Origin of the sequence: Micrococcus sp. HMSC067E09 (genome assembly GCF_001812555.1) — a bacterium.
Taxonomy (GTDB): Bacteria; Actinomycetota; Actinomycetes; order Actinomycetales; family Micrococcaceae; genus Micrococcus; species Micrococcus lylae.
The window spans coordinates 105,710-123,320 of sequence record NZ_KV809417.1 but is presented as its reverse complement, the minus strand read 5'-3'; the positions used below and the strand labels follow the sequence as shown (position 1 = coordinate 123,320).

Genomic DNA, 17,611 nt, shown 5'->3' with positions numbered 1-17,611 from the left:
TGTTACCTTGTGGGCAGGAACGTCACAGGAGGACCACATGCCCTCCGCCGACACCGCCAGGGCACCCCGCCTGACTGCACAAAGGAGTGGCCATGTCATCCTCGTCGCCACGGTCCACCGTCCACGGTGACCACCTCAAGAAATACGATCCCCATACCAGGGCCAAGGACTTCGCCCAGGAGCTCTCGCCCGGCATGCGCGCCGAGGCCGTCCCCGGGGGCACCGTCCGCAACCGCATCATCGGCCTCCTGCTCGGCCCCGCCCTCGGCCTGCTGCTCTTCTTCCTCATGCCGGCGGACATCGGCGTGTGGCCGCGCCTGATCGCCGGCACCGCCGTGCTCATGGCGATCTGGTGGATGACCGAGGCTATCCCGATCCCGGCCACCTCGCTGCTGCCGCTGGTGCTCTTCCCCGTGTTCGTCCCCGCCGCGGAGACCCCGGAGGGCGAAGGAGTGTCCGTCTCCGCCGTCGGTGCCTCCTACGGCGCGGACACGATCTTCCTCTTCATGGGCGGCTTCATGCTGGCCCTGGCCATGCAGCGCTGGAACCTGCACCGCCGCATCGCGCTGTCCGTGCTCGCCACCATGGGGTCGAAGACCGCGAACCTCATCGCCGGCTTCATGATCGCCACCGGCTTCCTCTCCATGTGGGTGTCCAACACCGCCACCGCCGTGATGATGCTCCCCATCGGCATCTCCGTGCTCATGCTGGTGCAGCGGTACGCCACCGGCGCCGAGGCCGAGGCCGTCGAGGCGGACCTCTCCGACGAGGAGCTCGAACAGGACCCGGCCGAGATGGACGACCAGCAGCTCCAGAAGCTGACCAAGTCCAACTTCGGCACCGCCCTGATGCTCGGCATCGCCTACGCCGCGTCCATCGGCTCCCTCGGCACGCTGATCGGCACCCCGCCGAACACCCTGCTCGCCGGCTTCATGCGCGAGACCCACGATGTGAACATCGGCTTCGCCCAGTGGATGCTCGTCGGCATGCCGGTGGCGATCCTGCTCATGGTCGCCTGCTGGTTCGTGCTCACCAAGCTCCTCTTCCGGCCGGAGATCGATCAGATCGAGGGAGGACAGGACCTCATCCGGGAGGAGAAGGCCAAGCTCGGCCCCATGTCCTCCGGCGAAAGGCGCGTGCTTGCCCTGTTCGTCCTCGCCGCCCTGGCCTGGGTGGCCGTGCCGCTGGTGTCCGAGTACGTCCTGGGCCTGGACTCCGCCCCGATCGCAGACGCCGGCATCGCCATCGCCGTCGGCATCCTGCTCTTCCTGCTGCCCGCCGGCGGCGACGCCCAGCGCGGCGTGCGCCTGCTGGACTGGGAGTCCGCCATCCAGCTGCCGTGGGGCGTGCTGCTCCTCTTCGGCGGCGGTCTGGCCCTGTCCAAGCAGTTCAGCGACTCCGGCCTGTCCGAGTGGATCGGCGAACAGGTGGCCGGCCTCGGCGGCATCCCGGTGATCGTCCTGGTGGCCGTCGCGGCCGTCGGCATCCTGCTCCTGACCGAGATGACCTCGAACACCGCCACCGCCGCGACGTTCCTCCCGGTCGCCTCCGGCGTGGCCATGGGCACCGGCATCGACCCGCTGATGCTGTGCGCCCCGGTGGCCCTCGCCGCCACCTGCGCGTTCATGCTCCCGGTCGCCACCCCGCCGAACGCCATCGCCTTCGGCTCCGGCTACGTGACCGTGGGCCAGATGGTGAAGGGCGGCGTCTGGATCAACCTGATCGCGACCGTGCTCATCATCGCCGCCTCCATGACCCTGCTCGTCTGGGTCTTCGGCCTCACCTACTGACGCCACCGTGCCCCGGGGCGGCGCTCCCCGGGGCACGAACGCGCCGGCGCCGAACTTACGAACCAGAAGAAACGGCGGCGCCGAACCAGAAGAACTGGCCACTTCACACCACGGCCAACCAGCCAAACCTTCTGGCTCGCCACCGAGGCACCGAACCAGAAGAACTGGTCACTTCAAGCCACCATCAACCAGCCAAACCTTCTGGCTCGCCGCTGGGACCGTGCCAAACCTTCTGGCTCGCCGATGGCGGCCCCGCTCAGTCGCGGCGGCGTCCTCCGAGGTTGCGGTCCTCGTCCCCGATCCGCTTCAACTCGGCGCGCAGCTCCTTGGGCAGGGAGAACATGATGTCCTCCTCCGCGGTGACCACCTCGTCCACGTCCGCGTAGCCGTAGTCCGCCAGGAGCGCCAGGACGTCCTGGACCAGCACCTCCGGCACGGACGCACCGGAGGTCAGGCCCACGGTGGCCACGCCCTCGAACCAGGACTCGTCCACCTGGTGTGCGAAGTCCACGCGCTCGGCGCGGGCGGCACCGTATTCGAGGGAGACCTCCTTCAGGCGCACCGAGTTGGAGGAGTTCGCCGAGCCGACCACGATCATCAGGTCCACCTCCGGGGAGATGACCTTCACCGCGGCCTGCCGGTTGGAGGTGGCGTAGCAGATGTCGTCCGACGGCGGGTCCTGGAGGTTCGGGAAGCGCTCGCGCAGCACGGAGACGATCTCCAGGGTCTCGTCCACGGACAGGGTGGTCTGGGATAGCCAGATCAGGTTGTCCGGGTCCTCGACCTGGACGGTGCGGGCCTCCTCCACGTCGTTGACGACGATGGTGTGCTCCGGGGCCTCGCCGTAGGTGCCCTCGACCTCCTCGTGGCCCTCGTGGCCGATCAGCAGGATCTGCTTGTCCTGCTTGGCGAAGCGCACGGCCTCGCGGTGCACCTTGGTCACCAGCGGGCAGGTGGCGTCGATGGTCTGCAGGTTCCGCTGCGCGGCGTCCGCCACCACGGCCGGGGACACGCCGTGGGCGGAGAAGACGGTGACGGCACCCTCGGGCACCTCGTCCAGCTCGGAGACGAACACCACGCCGCGCTCGGACAGCGAGTCCACCACATGGCGATTGTGCACGATCTCCTTGCGCACGTAGACCGGGGCGCCATGGACCTCGAGGGCCTTCTCCACGGCGATCACGGCACGGTCCACGCCGGCGCAGTAGCCGCGCGGGGCGGCGAGCAGGACACGCTTGTTGCCGGCGACGGGTGCGGCGGCCTCGATCTCCTCGCGGCTGCGGCGCACGCGAGGCACATGAGGCATGCCGAGGCCGACGGAGACGGGGGCGGATGCAGTGGTGGGGGTGGACATGCCCACCACTCTATCGGTCAGGTCCACCGGACGGGGCGGCCCCTGCCGTGGCCGTCAGGAACGCCGGCGCCGCTCGGCGAGCGCCGCCCACAGCAGACCCACGACGACGGCCGCTCCCCCTCCGAACAGCAGTCCCGTCGTGCTCGGGCCGAAGGAGTCGGCCACCGCGGACCGCACGACCCCGTCGACGGCCTCGGTGAGATCGGCCAGGGAGCGCGGGGCGTCCTCCGGGACGGAGAGGCGGACCAGATCCGGGGAGGCCACCGCCTCAGGGATCGCCAGTCCCCCGCCGACCAGCAGCAGACCGACCACGGCGATCGCGATGCCGCGCCACCGGCCGGGGCCGAGGATCACGGCGGCCAGGCCGAGCACCGCGGCGGCGACCGCGGCCCAGACCCAGTGGGCCGAGGCCCGCATCAGCGCGGGGGCATCGGCGAGGGACGAGGAGACCGAGACGAGGGCGTCGTCTCCGCCCACGTGGACGAGCACGGAGAGCCGGTCCTGCCCGGCGAACTCGCGGATCCCGTCCCGGGCGCGGTCGAACAGGACGGCCAGGTCCGTCTCCGGCATCTCCACACCGAACATGCTGCCTCCGGGGACGACGAGCGAGCCGTCGTCGTTGCCGAGCAGGTCGGCGGTGCCGTCGGCGAGGTCGTCCACCAGGCCGACGCCCACGTGGGAGACGACCGGGCCGAGCGGGACGGTCAGCGTGCCTGCATCGGAGTCGCTGCCGGACTGCACCTCGCCGGCGTCGAGCCGGTCCGCCCAGTCCGCACGGGCCTGCTCGGCGGACTCGAGCACTCCCGCACGGACGCGCTCGTCCTCCAGCGCGGCACCGGTGCTGTGGTCGGTGACCTCCCGGATCAGGTCGCCGGCCACCAGGGAGATCTCCCGCGGCAGGGCCGCCTCCACCAGGTCCAGCACGAAGCGGGGGGCGGCGTCCTCCACGTCCGGATCCTCCATGACGCGGTCCACGGCGGTGTGGGTCAGCTCGGGTTCGCGGATCGCCTGGTCGACGGCGGCACCGACGACGGCGAGTACGCCGGCGAGGCCGGCCAGGACAGCCAGCAGCAGGGACACGATACGACGGGCCACGCGGCTCCTCTTCGGGTTCGGCCGGGTGACCTCCACACCCGCGCTACCGTGTCCCAGGGTACTGATAGTCAGGACGAGACCCAACAGAGCGGAGGCAGACGCATGGAGCAGATCCCGGACCTCGCCGGCGACGGCCCGGCCGCCGTGCCCGAACGCGCCGCAGACACGTCCCCGGACAACCCCTGGCCGCTGGCCCGGCTCTCCAAGAACCTCAAGGCCCACATCGAGCGCGCCCCCGCCACGTGGATCGAGGGCCAGCTCATCGAGTTCAAGAACAACCGCGGCAACGTCTACATGACCATGCGGGACCTCGAGGAGGAGGTCTCCCTGCCGCTCACCGCTTGGCGGAACGTCGCCATGACCCTGGACGGGACCGTCCAGCAGGGCTCCCGGGTGGTGGCGCGCGTGAAACCGAGCTTCTGGCTCAAGGCGGGGCGCCTGTCCATGAACGTGCACGAGATGCGCCCGGTCGGCCTCGGCGATCTGCTGGCCCGCGTGGAGCTGCTGCGCCGGGTCCTCGCCGAGGAGGGGCTGACCTCCCCCGCGCGCAAACGGCCCCTGCCTCTGCTCCCCCACCGGATCGGGCTCATCACCGGCCGGGACTCAGACGCGAAGAAGGACGTGCTGCGCAACACCCTGCTGCGTTGGCCCGGCGCCGAGTTCGAGATCCGTGAGGTCACGGTGCAGGGTGCCGAGGCTCCTCGGCAGGTGGCCGCCGCGCTCGCCGAGCTCGACGCCGACCCGGCCGTGGACGTCATCGTCATCGCCCGCGGCGGCGGCGCGCTCGAGGAGGTCGTGCTCCCCTTCTCGGACGAGGCGCTGGTGCGCGCCGTGGCAGCGGCGCGCACGCCCGTCGTCTCGGCGATCGGCCACGAAGCGGACCGCCCGGTCCTCGACGACGTCGCCGACCTGCGCGCTTCCACGCCCACGGACGCGGCCAAGCGGATCGTCCCGGACGCAGCCCAGGAGGCCGCGGGACTCGCGGATGCGCGCCTGCGGCTGGCCGCGGCCGTCGAGCGACGCGTGCGCACCGAGGCCGAGGGGCTCTCGGCCCTGCGATCCCGGCCCGTGCTGGCCCGCCCGCACGTGATGGTGGACACCCGGCAGGAGGAGACGGACCGGTGGCGCGAGCGCGGCCGGTCCGCCCTGGGCCACCGGCTCGTCCGCGAGGAGGACGCCCTCACGCAGCTGCGCGCCCGCGTCCGCGCCCTGTCCCCGCAGCACACGCTGGACCGCGGCTACGCGGTGGTCCAGCACGCCGGGCATGTCGTGCGTGACGCGGACCAGGTCGCCTCGGACGACCGGCTCGACATCCTCGTGGCGGCCGGGCGGATCGCCGCAGACGTCGTCGCGACGCATCGGACCACCCCGACCCCATCCCAGGAGAGGAAACGACAGGCATGAGTGAGCAGGGCATGGAGCAGACGCAGGACGCGGGCCGCCCCAGCGGCGTGGAGGGCTTCACCTCCGCAGACGTCTCGGACGTGGCCCGGATGAGCTACGAGCAGGCGCGGGCCGAGCTGGTGGAGACCGTGGGGAGGCTGGAGGCCGGTGGCGCTGGCCTCGAGGAATCCCTGGCCCTGTGGGAGCGCGGGGAGGCGCTGGCCGACCGCTGCCAGGCCTGGCTCGACGGCGCCCGCGCCCGCCTCGACCAGGTGCGCGGCGAGGCCGACCCCGACGCCGACTGACCCCGCCCCCACTTTCGTTCGGGAAACGGCGGCCTCCGCGGCGCTATCGTTCGGGAAACGGCGGGGGCGGGGGCCATCGGCCCCCGCCCCCACGCGGCTCGCGCCCGACGTCGGTCAGGCGGTCTGGTCCTCGTGCTTGCCCTCGCCCAGCTCCTCCACGAGCTTGGCGTTGAAGGCGTCGAGGTCCTCCGGGCTGCGCGAAGTGGTCAGCCCGTTGTCCACGACGACCTCCTCGTCCACCCACTGGGCGCCCGCGTTCTTCAGGTCGGTCTCCAGGGACGCGTAGCTGGTCAGACGGCGGCCGTCCACGACGCCGGCCTCGATCAGGGTCCACGGGGCGTGGCAGATGGCCGCCACCGGCTTGTGCTGCTCGAAGAAGGCACGCACGAACGCCTGGGCGTCCTTGTCGATGCGCAGGGCGTCCGCGTTCAGGGTGCCGCCCGGCATCACGAGGCCGTGGAAGTCCTCGGCCTTGGCGTCCTTCACCGTCGTGTTCACCTCGAAGGACTCGCCGTGATCCCAGTCGGACTTCATCGCGGTGATGGTGCCGGACTTCGGGGAGACGAGCACGGGGGTCGCGCCGGCGGCGATCACGGCCTCCCACGGGGAGGTCAGCTCGACCTGCTCGACACCGTCGGTCGCGAGGAACGCGACGGTCTTGCCGGTCAGCGGGGCGTTCTGGGCAGCGTTCTCAGTCATGAGTCCACCTTTCGGATCGGGTCCGGCGCGCCTCTGCGGCGCCCGGTGTCTCCCCATCCACTCACCGCGACCCCGGGCTTGGCAAGGTCCGACCACCACGGCCCCGCCCACCGCGACGGCGGCGCTCAGCCCGCCAGCAGCCGACGGCGGGCCGCCGCGACGTCGAAGTCCGCCTCCGGCCAGTCCAGCCCCATCCCCTGCAGGGTCTCGATGATCAGCTGCTGCACCGCCAGCCGCGCGAACCACTTGCGGTCCGCCGGCACGATGAACCACGGTGCGTCCTCGGTGTCCGTCCGCTCGATCGCGATCCGGTACGCGTCCGTGTACTGGTCCCAGTACGCGCGGTCGTCGAGGTCGCCCTCGCTGAACTTCCAGTGCTTCGTGGGGTCGTCCAGGCGGGCCAGCAGGCGCTCGGCCTGCTCCTCCGGCGAGATCCGCAGCATCACCTTGACGATCCGCGTCCCGGCGGCACGCACGGCCGCCTCGAACTCGCGGATCGCCCCGTAGCGCTCCTCCACCTCGGCCAGCGGGGAGAGCCCGCGCACGCGGTGCACGAGCACGTCCTCGTAGTGGGAGCGGTCGAACACGGAGACCAGGCCGGGCCGCGGCAGGTGCGGTCGGATGCGCCACAGGAAGTCGTGGGCGCGCTCCTCCGGGGTCGGCGCCTTGAACGCGTGCAGGTGGAGGCCCTGCGGGTCCATCGCCCCGATCACGTGGCGCATGATCCCGCCCTTGCCGGCGGTGTCCATGCCCTGCAGGATCACCAGCAGGGACGGCACCTCCCCCACGGGCGCCTCGCGCACCGACTGGGCGAACAGCAGCTCCTGCAGGTCCGCGAGCGCCCCGCCGCGCGCGGCCAGGTCCTTCTTGCCCTTCGGCTTGTCCCCGCCGTAGCCGGGCGTCGCGGCGGCGTCGACGTCGGCCGGGCCCCGGACCTCGTCCCCGCGGCCGGCGGCGAACAGCTCCCTCGCGGGGGCGTCGAAGACGCCATGGCCGTCGGTGGCGCGGGCGGGTCGTCCCGCCTTGTCGTCCTTCTTCTTGCCCACGGTCTCTCCCTGCATCTCTCGGCCCGGGTGGTCACACGCGGCGCTCACGCCAGTCCGCGAGGAAGTCCTCGAGACGGCCCAGGGCGATGCCGAGGTCCTCCACGCTGGGCAGGGTGACCAGACGGAAGTGGTCGGTGTCCTCATAGTTGAAGGCGCGGCCGTGCGAGACGAGGATCTTCTTGGCCTTCAGCAGGTCCAGCACGAAGCCCTCGTCGTCCTCGATCCCGTAGACCTCCGGGTCCAGGCGCGGGAACAGGTACAGGGCGCCCATGGCCGGCTGGCAGCTCACGCCCTCGATGTCGTTCAGTCGCCGCTGAGCCAGGTTCCGCTGCTCCAGCAGGCGGCCTCCGGGCAGCACCAGGTCGTCGATGGTCTGGTAGCCGCCGAGGGCGACCTGCACGGCGTGCTGGGCCGGGACGTTGGCGCACATGCGCATGTTGGACAGCAGCGTCAGCCCGTCCAGGAAGTCCTTGGCGCGGTGCTTCGGGCCGGAGACGGCCACCCAGCCGGAGCGGTAGCCGGCCACGCGGTAGGCCTTGGACAGGCCGGAGAAGGTCAGGGTGAGCACGTCGTCGGACAGGCCGGCGGCGTTGAGGTGCTTGGCGCCGTCGTAGGTGATCTTCTCGTAGATCTCGTCCGCCATGAGCACTAGGTTGTGGCGGCGGCAGATCTCGACCATGCCCAGCAGGGTCTCGCGGGAGTACACGGCTCCCGTGGGGTTGTTCGGGTTGATCAGGACCAGGCCCTTGGTGCGCTCGGTGACCAGCGACTCGATGTGCTCGAGGTCCGGCTGCCAGCCCTCCTCCTCCACGCACCGGTAGTGCTTGGCGACGCCGCCGGCCAGGGTGGTCGCCCCCGTCCACAGCGGATAGTCCGGGGACGGGATCAGCACCTCGTCCCCGTCGTCCAGCAGCGCGGTGAGGACCATGGAGATCATCTCGGACACGCCGTTGCCGATGAACACGTCGTCCACGCCGATGCCCCGGATGCCGCGGGACTCGTAATACTGGGAGACCGCGGTGCGGGCCGAGTAGATGCCCTTGGAGTCCGAGTAGCCCTGTGCGTGCGGCAGGTGCTGGATCATGCCCTGCAGGATGGCGTCCGGGGCCTCGAAGCCGAACGGGGCGGGGTTGCCGATGTTCAGCTTCATGATGCGGTGGCCGGCGGCCTCCATCCGCTGGGCCTCCTCCAGGATGGGGCCGCGGACGTCATAGCGGACGTCCAGCAGCTTGGAGGACTGGCGGATCTGACGGGGGTCACCGGTGGAAGACATGCCCCCATCCTTCCACCGGCCGGGCCGTCCGCCCAGCACGTGTCATGCCCTGAACCCGAGTGCCGGCCATGGTTCCGGGGTCAGAACCATCCCGGCTGCGGCACGACCCAGTCCTCCGGGGCGTCCTCGAGGCCGCGGTCCACGAGCCAGTACTGGGCGGCGTCCTCGGGGCTGAGCGCGTCCGGGCCGGAGACCAGCTCCTGCAGGTCGGTGAGCCCCTCGGCGTCCATCCGGCCCATCACCTCGCGGATCGCCTCGCGGGTGGCCTTCGGGATGTGCTCGGCCTGACCCAGCACGGAGATGCGGCCCTCCGGAAGGACGCGGCCGGAGTCCTCCAGGGCCACGAGGGCGTCGTCCTCCACGGCCGGGTCGATCCCGTAGGCGAAGCCCAGCTGGGCGCGGTCGAAGACGAGGTCACCGGTCACCGCGGAGTACGCCGGACGCCATTGATCCGGCCGGCAGCCGGAGAGGCGGTCCAGGCGCTCGCGCAGCAGGCGCGTGGCCTCCGGGCGGGCCTCGCTGTTGACGTCCACGCGGGCGGCGGCGACGAGCGGCTCGCACCGCACGTTGAGGTCGTCGATGGTCTCCAGCTCCAGGCGGGACGCCGTGGACGCCGTGACCAGCGCGGTCAGGCGCAGGGTGCCTGCCGAGGGCGCGAACACGGTCACCTCATCCGAGGGCTCGGCGGAGGCCGAGGGCGTGCCGCCGGCCACGGCACCTGCGGAGCCGGCGTCCTCGGACGGCGTGGCAGAGCCCGCGGCGGCGCGGCGCCGCTCGGCCTCCGCCGCCAGGTGCTCCTCGATCAGCCGGTCCACCTTGTCCGCGCCCATGGCGGACTCGCCGTTCGGCAGCGGGGTGGGGGTGGGCGTCGGGCTCTCGGTGCTCGACGCCGCGGCGGACTCTGCGTCCCCGTCCGCGGACGGGGACGACGACGGCGAGCCGGTGCCGGAGGGCGACGGGTCCGTCGTCGTGCTCTGCGCCGCTGCGGACCCGGAGGCGCCGGGTGTGGGCTCAGGAGGCTCCGGCATGACCTGCTCCGGCGCCACCTGCAGGGCATAGGCCAGGGTGTCCACCACGGCGACGGTCGTCTGGTCCGTCCGCGCCCACGGCTGCGGCACAGGCTCGGACTCCGCGACCTCGTGGCCGCGGTTGCGCAGATGGCGTTCGACCACGGCGGCCACGGCCTCGGACACCACGGCATCCGTGTGGGCCACCGAGATCGGACCCTGCGGCGCGGGCGGCCCCGTCGGCTCGTCGTCCCCGGTGCAGGCGGTCAGGCCGAGGGCCAGCACGCAGGCGCCGGCCAAGGCGCGCAGGCGGCGGCTCATGCGACCTCCTCCGCCGGCAGGTGGCCGCCGAGCCGCAGGGCACTGGTCAGCCAGGAGGAGGTGAGGACAGAGTCCAGTTCGTCCAGGCCGAACCACCGGGCATCGTGGGACGAGCCGCCGACCTCCGGACGCAGGGTCCCGCCGGTGATCTCTCCGCGGTACAGCACCTGGACGGTCAGCAGGTCCACCGGCTCTCCGCGCAGGCGCTTCGCGGCGGGGATGTGGCCCGTGGTCACGCCGAGCAGGCCGACCAGACGGCAGTCGTGCCCGGTCTCCTCCCAGACCTCGCGCACACACGCCTGCTCCGGGCTCTCCCCCGGCTCGATGCCGCCGCCGGGCAGCGTCCAGTAGACGTCGTCGGACGGGCTGCGCCACGCCGAGAGCAGGACCGAGTCATCCTGCACGATCAGCGCATAGGCGCCGGCGCGCGTCTGGAACGGGACGGCCGCGGCGGGCACGGTGCCGGTGGGCTGGGACACGTCGGCTCTCCTGTGAGGGGCACGGGGTCGGACGGTCCCCCAGTCTACGGGCGCACCCGGTGGCCGTGGCGGTGGCCTGCGCACCGCGCCCCCGCAGCGGACTCCGGCCCTGGGATACTGGTCGGACCCGGCGGCAGCCGCCGCCTCGCCTCGTCCGGTTGGAAAGGAGTGTCCCCGTGCACCACCACGACGACGGCCCCGCATCCGGGTCCGACGACCTCGCCTCGGACGCGGCCTCCCCCGCGGCCGAGGCCGCCGCGGCCCCCGAGGTGCCGGCCGCCGGCCGGAACGAGCTGCGGCTCGTCGGTGCGCTGAAGACGGCGCGCTCGGCACAGCTGCCGGCCCCGGACCGCGCGGACGACGCCCTGGGCTGGCTGGATGTGGCCGTGGAGGCCGCCCTCGGCGACGACGGCGCCCGCGCCGCCGCCGCAGCGCACGCCGGCCTCGATGCCCCGGGCAGCGATGCACCGGACTGTGCGCTGGCCCTGTGGCGTGCCGCCGCTGTGGCCGCGGACATCGCGCAGGACGCGGACGCGCTCTCCACGGCGCTCGAGGCCCGCTCCGCGCTGCTGCGCCGGCTCGGCCGCCCCGTGCAGGCCCGGGTGGAGCTGCAGCTCGGCGCCGCCCTGCTGCACGAGCCGGATTCCTTCGAGGCGACGGTGCTTGCCGGCGTGGTGGAGGACGAGCGTGCCCGCCTCCGCGGTGCCGGGGCCACCGCCGACACGGTGCTCCCCGAGGCCCTCACGGCCCTGGCCGTGGCGCGCACCCAGGACGGCGACCACGCCGGCGCCCTGCAGCTTGTGGACGAGGCCATCGCTCACATGCGCCGCATCAAGGTGGCCGGCGACGTGCTGCCCTGGGGCTCGCTGGCCTCCGCCCAGCTGCTGCGCGGCCGCCTCTGCCTCTGGACCTCGGACCCGGACGGGGCACAGGACGCCGCCTGCGATGTGCTGGCCCGCCCCTGCGGCCGTGCTGTGCGGGCCTCCGCGCTGCTGGTCCGGGCCCTGGCCTGCCACGCCCTGCAGAGACTGGACGATGCCGCGGACTGGGGCATCGCGGCCCTGGAGCTGATGCAGCGGGCCGGACTGCGCCGCGGCGCCGCCTCCGCCGCGGCCCTGGTGGCCCGGGCGCTGGGGGCCTCCGCCGCCCCGAGCCGCGCGGCGCTGCTGGCATGGGAGATCGCCGCAGTGAACGCCGAGCGCGCCGAGTCCCCCGACGCCGCGACGCTGACCTACTGGTGGGGCCACCAGCTGATCATGCACGGCCGTGCCGAGGAGGCCGTGGACGTGCTGGACCCCGTGGTCCGCCGGGCCCGGACCACCGGATCTGCGGCAGACGAGGCGCGCGCCCTCGTGGACCTCGGCCACGCCCACCATGAGCTGGACCGCACCGACTCCGCCCTCGAGGCCTGGGGACGCGCCGCAGACCTGTTCGAGGACTGCGGCCGCGCCGACGACGCCGCCCGCACCCTGCTCGCCGCCGGCGCCCTGCTCAACCGCCAGGACGAGGCGCAGCGGCCCCGAGCACAGGCCCTGTTCGAGCGCGCCGTGCAGCTGGCCCGGCAGGTCCGGGAGGAGGACCCCACGGTCCTGCCGATCGCCCTGCACTCGCTGGGCTACGTCACCTGCGAGCTCGGAGACCCCTCCGGCCTGACGATGCTGGACGAGGCCCTCGCCCTGGTCCGCGAGTCGGCCGCCCGTTGGCAGGAGGCCGACTACCTGGACACCCGTGCCCGCTCTCTCTGGGCCCTGCGCCGCGGCGACGAGGCCGTCTCCACCGCCCTGCAGGCCGCCGACCTGTTCGTGGACGCCGACGACCCCGGCGGAGCGCGGCAGGCGGAGCTGTTCGCCGCCTTCGTGGCCGCCGAGGACGGTGCCCCGGACACCGGTGTCACGCTGTTCTCCCTGCTGGCCGACGACGCACAGGCCCCGCACCTGGTGCGCCTGGCCGCCCTGACCGGCCTCGAGCAGTGCCACGTGCGGCTCGGGGACGAGACCTCGGCCGCCCGCGTCCACGCGCGGCTGCTTCAGCTGCAGCAGGAGGCGGACGCCCCGGCCGGGCACCGGGCTGCCGGGAACCGGGCGGCGGAGGACGACGTCCCCTGAAGGTGAGGCCTCTCATCATGGCCTCATCCCGGACCCGAAGCATGGAGCCATGTTCACGAAGAGAGCCATCGGCGTCGGGCTGGCCGTGCTCATCGCCCTGATCACTGTCGTCGCCGCCGTCGCCATCGCGGTGCCGTCCCTGCGTCCGTCGGAGACGGAGCTGGGCCCTCAGATCCACCTCGGCACGCCGAGCCAGGACGCCTCGCACGCCCCGTCCGAGCGCGGGCGCGACGGCGACGACGATGCCCCGTCGGCAGCCGACGCCTCCCGATCGGCCGCCGTCGCCTCCTTCGCCGAGGAGGAGTCGCAGCGTGCCACCGCCTCGGCATCGGCCCAGGCCTCTGCCTCGTCCGAAGCATCGGCCTCCGGCTCGGCCGCCTCCTCGTCGGCCGCGCCCACGCCGCCCGCCTCGGCGACCGCGTCGTCGGCCGCCTCGAGCTCACGGGCAGCCGGGCGTCCCGACGCCCCGGCCGCCTCTGCGACGACCTCGTCCGCGCCAGGCCAGGAGTCGGCCTCCGCCTCGGCGCCGGCCCCGAGCCCGAAGCCGGTCACACCGCCGGCCCCGAGACCGGAGCCGGCCACGCCTTCGGCACCTTCTCCCACCTTCTCCCGCGTTCCGGCTGCTCCGCCGACCGTCCTCGACGACGATGATGACGACGACGAAGACGACGAGGACGACGACGATGACGACGACTGGGACGACGACTGACCGGTCGCCCCGCCGCCACTGGTGGTCCGGCGCGCCCGTCCGCGTCCGCCTGACCGTCCTGTTCGTCCTGATGACGATCGCGGCGCTCATCCTCTCCGGCGTCACCGCCTACCTGCTGCAGCGGGCCTCGGTGCACGAGCGCATCGAGAACGCCCTGGGCCGCACGGTCACGGAGCTGAACCTGCTGTCCCAGAACGGCGTCGTCCCGGACACCGGCAAGCCGATCTCCTCGGCGTCCGAGCTCATCGAGGTCGCCATGGTCCGCACCCTCCCCGTCCGCAACGAGGGCCTGCTCGGCCTGGAGAACGGCCGGGCCACCCTCGGCGCCGCGGACGCGGTCGAGCTGCGTCTCGAGGACGACCCCGAGCTCGTCGCCTGGGCCCTGGAGCGCGAGGACTCGGACGTCGTGCGCATCTCCACACTGACCACCCGTCAGACCACCTACCGGGCCGCCGTCGTCCCGGTGGGCGGCACCGCCGCCGAGGACCGCGGTGCACTGCTGGTGGCCTTCGACGTGGAGGCCGAGATCGACGAACTGCAGGAGACGTACTCCGGCTATGCGCTGGCCGCCCTGCTGTCCACCCTGGTGGTCGTCCTGCTGGCCTGGATCCTCCTGCGCCGGGTCTTCACCCCCCTGGACCAGCTCAGCGCCACGGTCCGCACGATCACCGAGCGCGACCTCTCCCGCCGTGTGCCGGTGACCGGACACGACGACGTCGCCAAGCTCAGCACGGGCTTCAACGAGATGCTGGAGCGACTCGAGGCGGCGTTCTCCTCGCAGCGCCAGCTCTTGGACGACGTGGGCCACGAACTGCGCACCCCCATCACCATCGTGCAGGGCAACCTCGAGGTGATGGACCCCGAGGACTCGGAGGACGTCCGCGAGTCCATGGACATCTCCCTGGACGAGCTGCAGCGCATGCGCCGGCTCGTCGACGACCTGGTCCTGCTCGCCAAGACCGCACGCCCGGACTTCGTGGCCCCCGAGGCCGTGGACGTGGCCGCCCTGACCTCCGCCGTGCTGGAGAAGGCCGCGCAGCTGGGCGAGCGGGAGTGGCTCCTCGAGTCGGCTGCCGAGACCACCGCGATGCTGGACGTGCAGCGCATCACCCAGGCGTGGCTCCAGCTCGCCTCCAACGCCGTCCGCTACTCGGAGGACGGGACCCGCGTGCAGCTCGGCACGGCCGTCGCCGGGGACACCCTGCGTCTGTGGGTCCGTGACCAGGGCATCGGCGTGGCGCAGGAGGACCGTGAGCGCATCTTCGAGCGCTTCGGACGCGGCGCCAGCACCCGGCAGGAGGGCTCCGGCCTGGGCCTGACCATCGTCTCCGCGATCGCCGCCGCGCACGGCGGTCACGTGAGCCTCGAGTCCGTGGAGGGCACCGGGTCGGTGTTCACCATGGAGATCCCCCTGCGCACTCCACCGAAGGACCGAGCCCCGGAGGCACCGACACCATGACGCCGATCCTGCTCATCGAAGACGAGGAGCGCATCGCCCGCTTCGTCACCAAGGGCCTGAAGGCGGAGGGCTTCTCCGTCACCGTCGCGGACACCGGTCAGGAGGGGCTCGGGCTCGCCCTGACGGGCTCGTTCGATCTCATCATCCTCGACCTGGGGCTGCCGGACATCGACGGCTTCGACGTCCTGCGGCGGCTGCGGGTGCATGACGAACACGTCCCCGTGATCATACTGACCGCCCGTTCCTCCGCCCAGGACACGGTCTCCGGACTCACCGGCGGCGCAGACGACTACATGCCGAAGCCCTTCCGCTTCGCCGAGCTGGTCGCCCGTGTCCGGCTGCGCCTGCGCGGCACCGGCGGCGGTGCTCCGGCGGCACCGGAGGACCCGGTCCTGCGCCACGCTGACCTCGAGCTCGACCCGGTGGCCCACGACGTGCGTATCGGCGGCAGGAGCGTGGACCTGTCCGCCCGCGAGTTCGCCCTGGCGGAGGAGTTCCTGCGCCATCCGGGCCAGGCCCTCAGCCGCGAGCAGCTGCTGGACAGCGTCTGGGGCTACGACTTCGACCCGGGCTCCAACGTGGTGGACGTGTACGTGCGCTACCTGCGCGGCAAGATCGGCGCCGACCGCATCGTCACCGTCCGCGGCGTCGGTTATCGCCTCGCCCATGAGGACGACTACCCGCCGGCCTCCTGACGGACAGGGCCCGGGCACAGACGCGGAACGGCCCGCTTCCTCGGCGATGAGGAGGCGGGCCGTTCTGCGTCAGGTGCGGTGACGGGTGCCGGAGGCCGTGAGCGGCCTGCGGACGATCAGGAGGCGCGGCGGCGGGCCAGCACCGAGTCGAGGTCGAGCGCCGGGGTGGCCTGGTCCCGCAGGCGACGACGCTGCAGCTCGGAGACGCCGTCGGCCAGGCGCACGTCGCCGGAGGGCACCTTCTCGGCGGTCTCGATGCGAGCAGGGGCTGAGCGCTGCATCTCCGGAGCGTCGAGGTAGGTCGGGCGGGGCACGGTCGGCAGCACCACGGTGCGGGGCTTCTGTGCTTCCTCCACCCGGACCGGCAGCGCCTGCTCCGCGGCCGAGGCCTCGGTCTGTGCCGCCTGCGCGGCGGCAGGACGGACGTCCACGGACGGGGCGGCCTTCTCCGCCGGCGCCGCAGCGACCGGGGCGGCGGTCTCGGTCCTCTCCACCGCCGGCTCGGCGGTGCGGGCGGCGGACCGGGCGACGTGCACGCCGCGGGCGATGTGGGCCGGCGCCCGGTGGGCCTCGGCCTCGGCCCGGGCCGCGCGGGCGGCACGACGGGCCTTCCGCTCACGGACGGCCAGGACGCGCAGGGTGGCGACCGCGGCAAGGGCTCCGAGCAGGGACCATCCCGCGACGGTCACGGTCTCCGCGCCGAAGGCGGCGGCGACACCGGTCACGAGGAAGGTCACGGCCAGCGCGACCGCGGCCAGGAACAGGGCCGTGCGGCCCCAGCGCACACGGAAGCCGCCGGCCGGAGCGGCGCGGCGGGTGGCGAAGGAGGGGCGGCGGACGGCGGGAAGGCGGAAGGTGCGGCGCTTGGGCGCCGGCGCGGACGCGCTGGTCATGGGTGTCCCCTCCTGAGGCGAGGTCGTCGAAGCGGAGTCTACGGCCGCGTCAGCGGCAGGGGAAGCAGCGGCCTCGGCGGCGTGTGCCTCACGGGCGTCGGCGCGTCTGCGCTCGGCCGTGACCACATTCCATCCGAGCCAGAGGATGAGGGCGAGGATCACCAGCGACGCGCTGACGCGCAGGTCGGAGAACACGCCGAGGACGGCGTTGAGCTCCGCCGCAAGGGTGTTGATCTCATCCATGCCTCCAGCGTAGCGGCTGGAATCACACGGTTGTCATTCACCGCGGCGTGTCGTCTCGAACACACCGGCAGTCGCCGGATTCAGGCCGCGGTCAGCCCCCGGCGGGTCCTCTCCGGCGGCTCTCCAGCCACCCCGCGAGCACCCCGTCCGGGACCTCTTCGACGGTGAGTGCGTAGCTGATGTGGTCGCACCACCGGCCCGCCACGTGCAGGTAGCGCTCACGCAGCCCCTCCCGACGGAAGCCGAGCTTCTCCGGCACGCGCAGGCTGCGGGCGTTCTCCGGGCGGACGTTGATCTCCACCCGGTGTAGGCCGAGCCCGTGGAAGGCCCAGTCCGTCACCATGGCCACGGCGGTGGGAGTCAGCCCGCGGCCGGCCTGGCGGCGGTCGATCCAGTAGCCGACCGCACCGGAGCGCACCGAACCGCCCTGGATGCCTCCGAGGCTGATCAGCCCCACCAGGCGGTCCCGGCCCGGAGCGTCCTCGTCCAGGGCCATCGCCCAGGTGTAGGACAGCCCCTGCCGCGCCGAGCGGCGGTACCACCGCACCATCTGCGCGAAGGTCGTCGGACCGCTCCCCGGCTCCGGGCTGGTGGCGTCCCAGGGGGTCAGCCACTCCGCGTTGGCACAGCGCTGCTCCTCCCAGTCCCGCCGGTCGCCGCGCACCAGGGGGCGCACGGTCAGGGTGTCGTGCCGCAGCACGGCGGGCCAGGGGTCGGTCAGCCAGGACATGCCCCCGATCCTAGGCGGCACAATG

Annotated in this window: 16 protein-coding genes; 7 read left to right on the top strand and 9 right to left on the bottom strand. The window is 72.8% G+C overall.

Annotated elements, in window-relative coordinates:
* Positions 1 to 92 precede the first annotated feature (92 nt).
* Positions 93 to 1,790 carry an SLC13 family permease gene (locus tag HMPREF2863_RS02315; RefSeq protein WP_070637637.1) on the top strand — a complete coding sequence of 566 codons (1,698 nt, stop codon included), beginning with the start codon at positions 93 to 95 and terminating at the stop codon, positions 1,788 to 1,790.
* 256 nt (positions 1,791 to 2,046) lie between these two features.
* Here HMPREF2863_RS02315 and HMPREF2863_RS02310 read toward each other — a convergent pair whose 3' ends face one another.
* Entirely contained in the window at positions 2,047 to 3,144 is a 1,098-nt protein-coding gene (locus tag HMPREF2863_RS02310; protein ID WP_067191767.1) for a 4-hydroxy-3-methylbut-2-enyl diphosphate reductase, read from the bottom strand.
* Positions 3,145 to 3,198: 54 nt separating this feature from the next.
* Positions 3,199 to 4,239: a hypothetical protein gene (locus HMPREF2863_RS02305; protein ID WP_070637635.1), complete on the bottom strand. Its 1,041-nt coding sequence runs from the start codon at positions 4,237 to 4,239 to the stop codon at positions 3,199 to 3,201.
* Positions 4,240 to 4,341: 102 nt separating this feature from the next.
* Here HMPREF2863_RS02305 and xseA point away from each other — a divergent pair, with 102 nt between their 5' ends.
* Positions 4,342 to 5,643 (top strand): exodeoxyribonuclease VII large subunit, encoded by a 1,302-nt coding sequence (xseA, locus tag HMPREF2863_RS02300; RefSeq protein WP_070637632.1) that lies wholly within the window; start codon positions 4,342 to 4,344, stop codon positions 5,641 to 5,643.
* Positions 5,640 to 5,927 carry an exodeoxyribonuclease VII small subunit gene (locus tag HMPREF2863_RS02295; RefSeq protein WP_067191757.1) on the top strand — a complete coding sequence of 96 codons (288 nt, stop codon included), beginning with the start codon at positions 5,640 to 5,642 and terminating at the stop codon, positions 5,925 to 5,927. The genes xseA and HMPREF2863_RS02295 overlap by 4 nt, the downstream gene beginning before the upstream one ends.
* Positions 5,928 to 6,041: 114 nt before the next feature.
* On the opposite strand, the gene HMPREF2863_RS02290 is transcribed toward HMPREF2863_RS02295, so the two are convergent.
* The 5 genes from HMPREF2863_RS02290 to HMPREF2863_RS02270 form a co-directional block, all read right to left on the bottom strand.
* Positions 6,042 to 6,626: a type 1 glutamine amidotransferase domain-containing protein gene (locus HMPREF2863_RS02290; RefSeq protein ID WP_067191755.1), complete on the bottom strand. Its 585-nt coding sequence runs from the start codon at positions 6,624 to 6,626 to the stop codon at positions 6,042 to 6,044.
* A gap of 125 nt (positions 6,627 to 6,751) precedes the next feature.
* Entirely contained in the window at positions 6,752 to 7,687 is a 936-nt protein-coding gene (locus HMPREF2863_RS02285; RefSeq protein ID WP_070637789.1) for a PPK2 family polyphosphate kinase, read from the bottom strand.
* 16 nt (positions 7,688 to 7,703) lie between these two features.
* Positions 7,704 to 8,945 carry a pyridoxal phosphate-dependent aminotransferase gene (locus HMPREF2863_RS02280; protein WP_070637630.1) on the bottom strand — a complete coding sequence of 414 codons (1,242 nt, stop codon included), beginning with the start codon at positions 8,943 to 8,945 and terminating at the stop codon, positions 7,704 to 7,706.
* 80 nt (positions 8,946 to 9,025) lie between these two features.
* The gene (locus HMPREF2863_RS02275; RefSeq protein WP_070637627.1) at positions 9,026 to 10,273 is read right to left on the bottom strand and encodes a type 2 periplasmic-binding domain-containing protein; all 1,248 of its coding nucleotides are present in this window, start codon (positions 10,271 to 10,273) and stop codon (positions 9,026 to 9,028) included.
* Positions 10,270 to 10,752 carry an NUDIX hydrolase gene (locus HMPREF2863_RS02270; protein ID WP_070637625.1) on the bottom strand — a complete coding sequence of 161 codons (483 nt, stop codon included), beginning with the start codon at positions 10,750 to 10,752 and terminating at the stop codon, positions 10,270 to 10,272. The genes HMPREF2863_RS02275 and HMPREF2863_RS02270 overlap by 4 nt, the downstream gene beginning before the upstream one ends.
* A gap of 176 nt (positions 10,753 to 10,928) precedes the next feature.
* Here HMPREF2863_RS02270 and HMPREF2863_RS11725 point away from each other — a divergent pair, with 176 nt between their 5' ends.
* The 4 genes from HMPREF2863_RS11725 to HMPREF2863_RS02250 are packed head-to-tail and all read left to right on the top strand — an operon-like array spanning position 10,929 to position 15,720.
* A complete protein-coding gene (locus HMPREF2863_RS11725; RefSeq protein WP_070637623.1) occupies positions 10,929 to 12,857 on the top strand; it encodes a hypothetical protein in 1,929 nt (642 codons plus the stop codon).
* A gap of 49 nt (positions 12,858 to 12,906) precedes the next feature.
* Positions 12,907 to 13,566: a hypothetical protein gene (locus tag HMPREF2863_RS11995; protein WP_070637621.1), complete on the top strand. Its 660-nt coding sequence runs from the start codon at positions 12,907 to 12,909 to the stop codon at positions 13,564 to 13,566.
* Positions 13,541 to 15,025 (top strand): sensor histidine kinase, encoded by a 1,485-nt coding sequence (locus HMPREF2863_RS02255; protein ID WP_083315164.1) that lies wholly within the window; start codon positions 13,541 to 13,543, stop codon positions 15,023 to 15,025. Before HMPREF2863_RS11995 ends, HMPREF2863_RS02255 begins: the two co-directional genes overlap by 26 nt.
* Positions 15,022 to 15,720 carry a response regulator transcription factor gene (locus HMPREF2863_RS02250; protein ID WP_070637619.1) on the top strand — a complete coding sequence of 233 codons (699 nt, stop codon included), beginning with the start codon at positions 15,022 to 15,024 and terminating at the stop codon, positions 15,718 to 15,720. The genes HMPREF2863_RS02255 and HMPREF2863_RS02250 overlap by 4 nt, the downstream gene beginning before the upstream one ends.
* Before the next feature lie 116 nt (positions 15,721 to 15,836).
* On the opposite strand, the gene HMPREF2863_RS02245 is transcribed toward HMPREF2863_RS02250, so the two are convergent.
* Positions 15,837 to 16,856 carry a hypothetical protein gene (locus HMPREF2863_RS02245; protein ID WP_070637617.1) on the bottom strand — a complete coding sequence of 340 codons (1,020 nt, stop codon included), beginning with the start codon at positions 16,854 to 16,856 and terminating at the stop codon, positions 15,837 to 15,839.
* A gap of 91 nt (positions 16,857 to 16,947) precedes the next feature.
* Entirely contained in the window at positions 16,948 to 17,586 is a 639-nt protein-coding gene (locus tag HMPREF2863_RS02240; protein WP_070637615.1) for a GNAT family N-acetyltransferase, read from the bottom strand.
* Positions 17,587 to 17,611 lie beyond the last annotated feature (25 nt).

Excerpts from the sequence above, each read along its gene's own strand:
- HMPREF2863_RS02315 (WP_070637637.1), top strand. The coding sequence starts at position 93 with ATGTCATCCTCGTCGCCACGGTCCACCGTCCACGGTGACCACCTCAAG.
- HMPREF2863_RS02310 (WP_067191767.1), bottom strand. The coding sequence starts at position 3,144 with ATGTCCACCCCCACCACTGCATCCGCCCCCGTCTCCGTCGGCCTCGGC.
- xseA (WP_070637632.1), top strand. The coding sequence starts at position 4,342 with ATGGAGCAGATCCCGGACCTCGCCGGCGACGGCCCGGCCGCCGTGCCC.
- HMPREF2863_RS02295 (WP_067191757.1), top strand. The coding sequence starts at position 5,640 with ATGAGTGAGCAGGGCATGGAGCAGACGCAGGACGCGGGCCGCCCCAGC.
- HMPREF2863_RS02290 (WP_067191755.1), bottom strand. The coding sequence starts at position 6,626 with ATGACTGAGAACGCTGCCCAGAACGCCCCGCTGACCGGCAAGACCGTC.
- HMPREF2863_RS02285 (WP_070637789.1), bottom strand. The coding sequence starts at position 7,687 with ATGCAGGGAGAGACCGTGGGCAAGAAGAAGGACGACAAGGCGGGACGA.
- HMPREF2863_RS02280 (WP_070637630.1), bottom strand. The coding sequence starts at position 8,945 with ATGTCTTCCACCGGTGACCCCCGTCAGATCCGCCAGTCCTCCAAGCTG.
- HMPREF2863_RS02275 (WP_070637627.1), bottom strand. The coding sequence starts at position 10,273 with ATGAGCCGCCGCCTGCGCGCCTTGGCCGGCGCCTGCGTGCTGGCCCTC.
- HMPREF2863_RS11995 (WP_070637621.1), top strand. The coding sequence starts at position 12,907 with ATGTTCACGAAGAGAGCCATCGGCGTCGGGCTGGCCGTGCTCATCGCC.
- HMPREF2863_RS02255 (WP_083315164.1), top strand. The coding sequence starts at position 13,541 with ATGACGACGACTGGGACGACGACTGACCGGTCGCCCCGCCGCCACTGG.
- HMPREF2863_RS02250 (WP_070637619.1), top strand. The coding sequence starts at position 15,022 with ATGACGCCGATCCTGCTCATCGAAGACGAGGAGCGCATCGCCCGCTTC.
- HMPREF2863_RS02245 (WP_070637617.1), bottom strand. The coding sequence starts at position 16,856 with ATGGATGAGATCAACACCCTTGCGGCGGAGCTCAACGCCGTCCTCGGC.
- HMPREF2863_RS02240 (WP_070637615.1), bottom strand. The coding sequence starts at position 17,586 with ATGTCCTGGCTGACCGACCCCTGGCCCGCCGTGCTGCGGCACGACACC.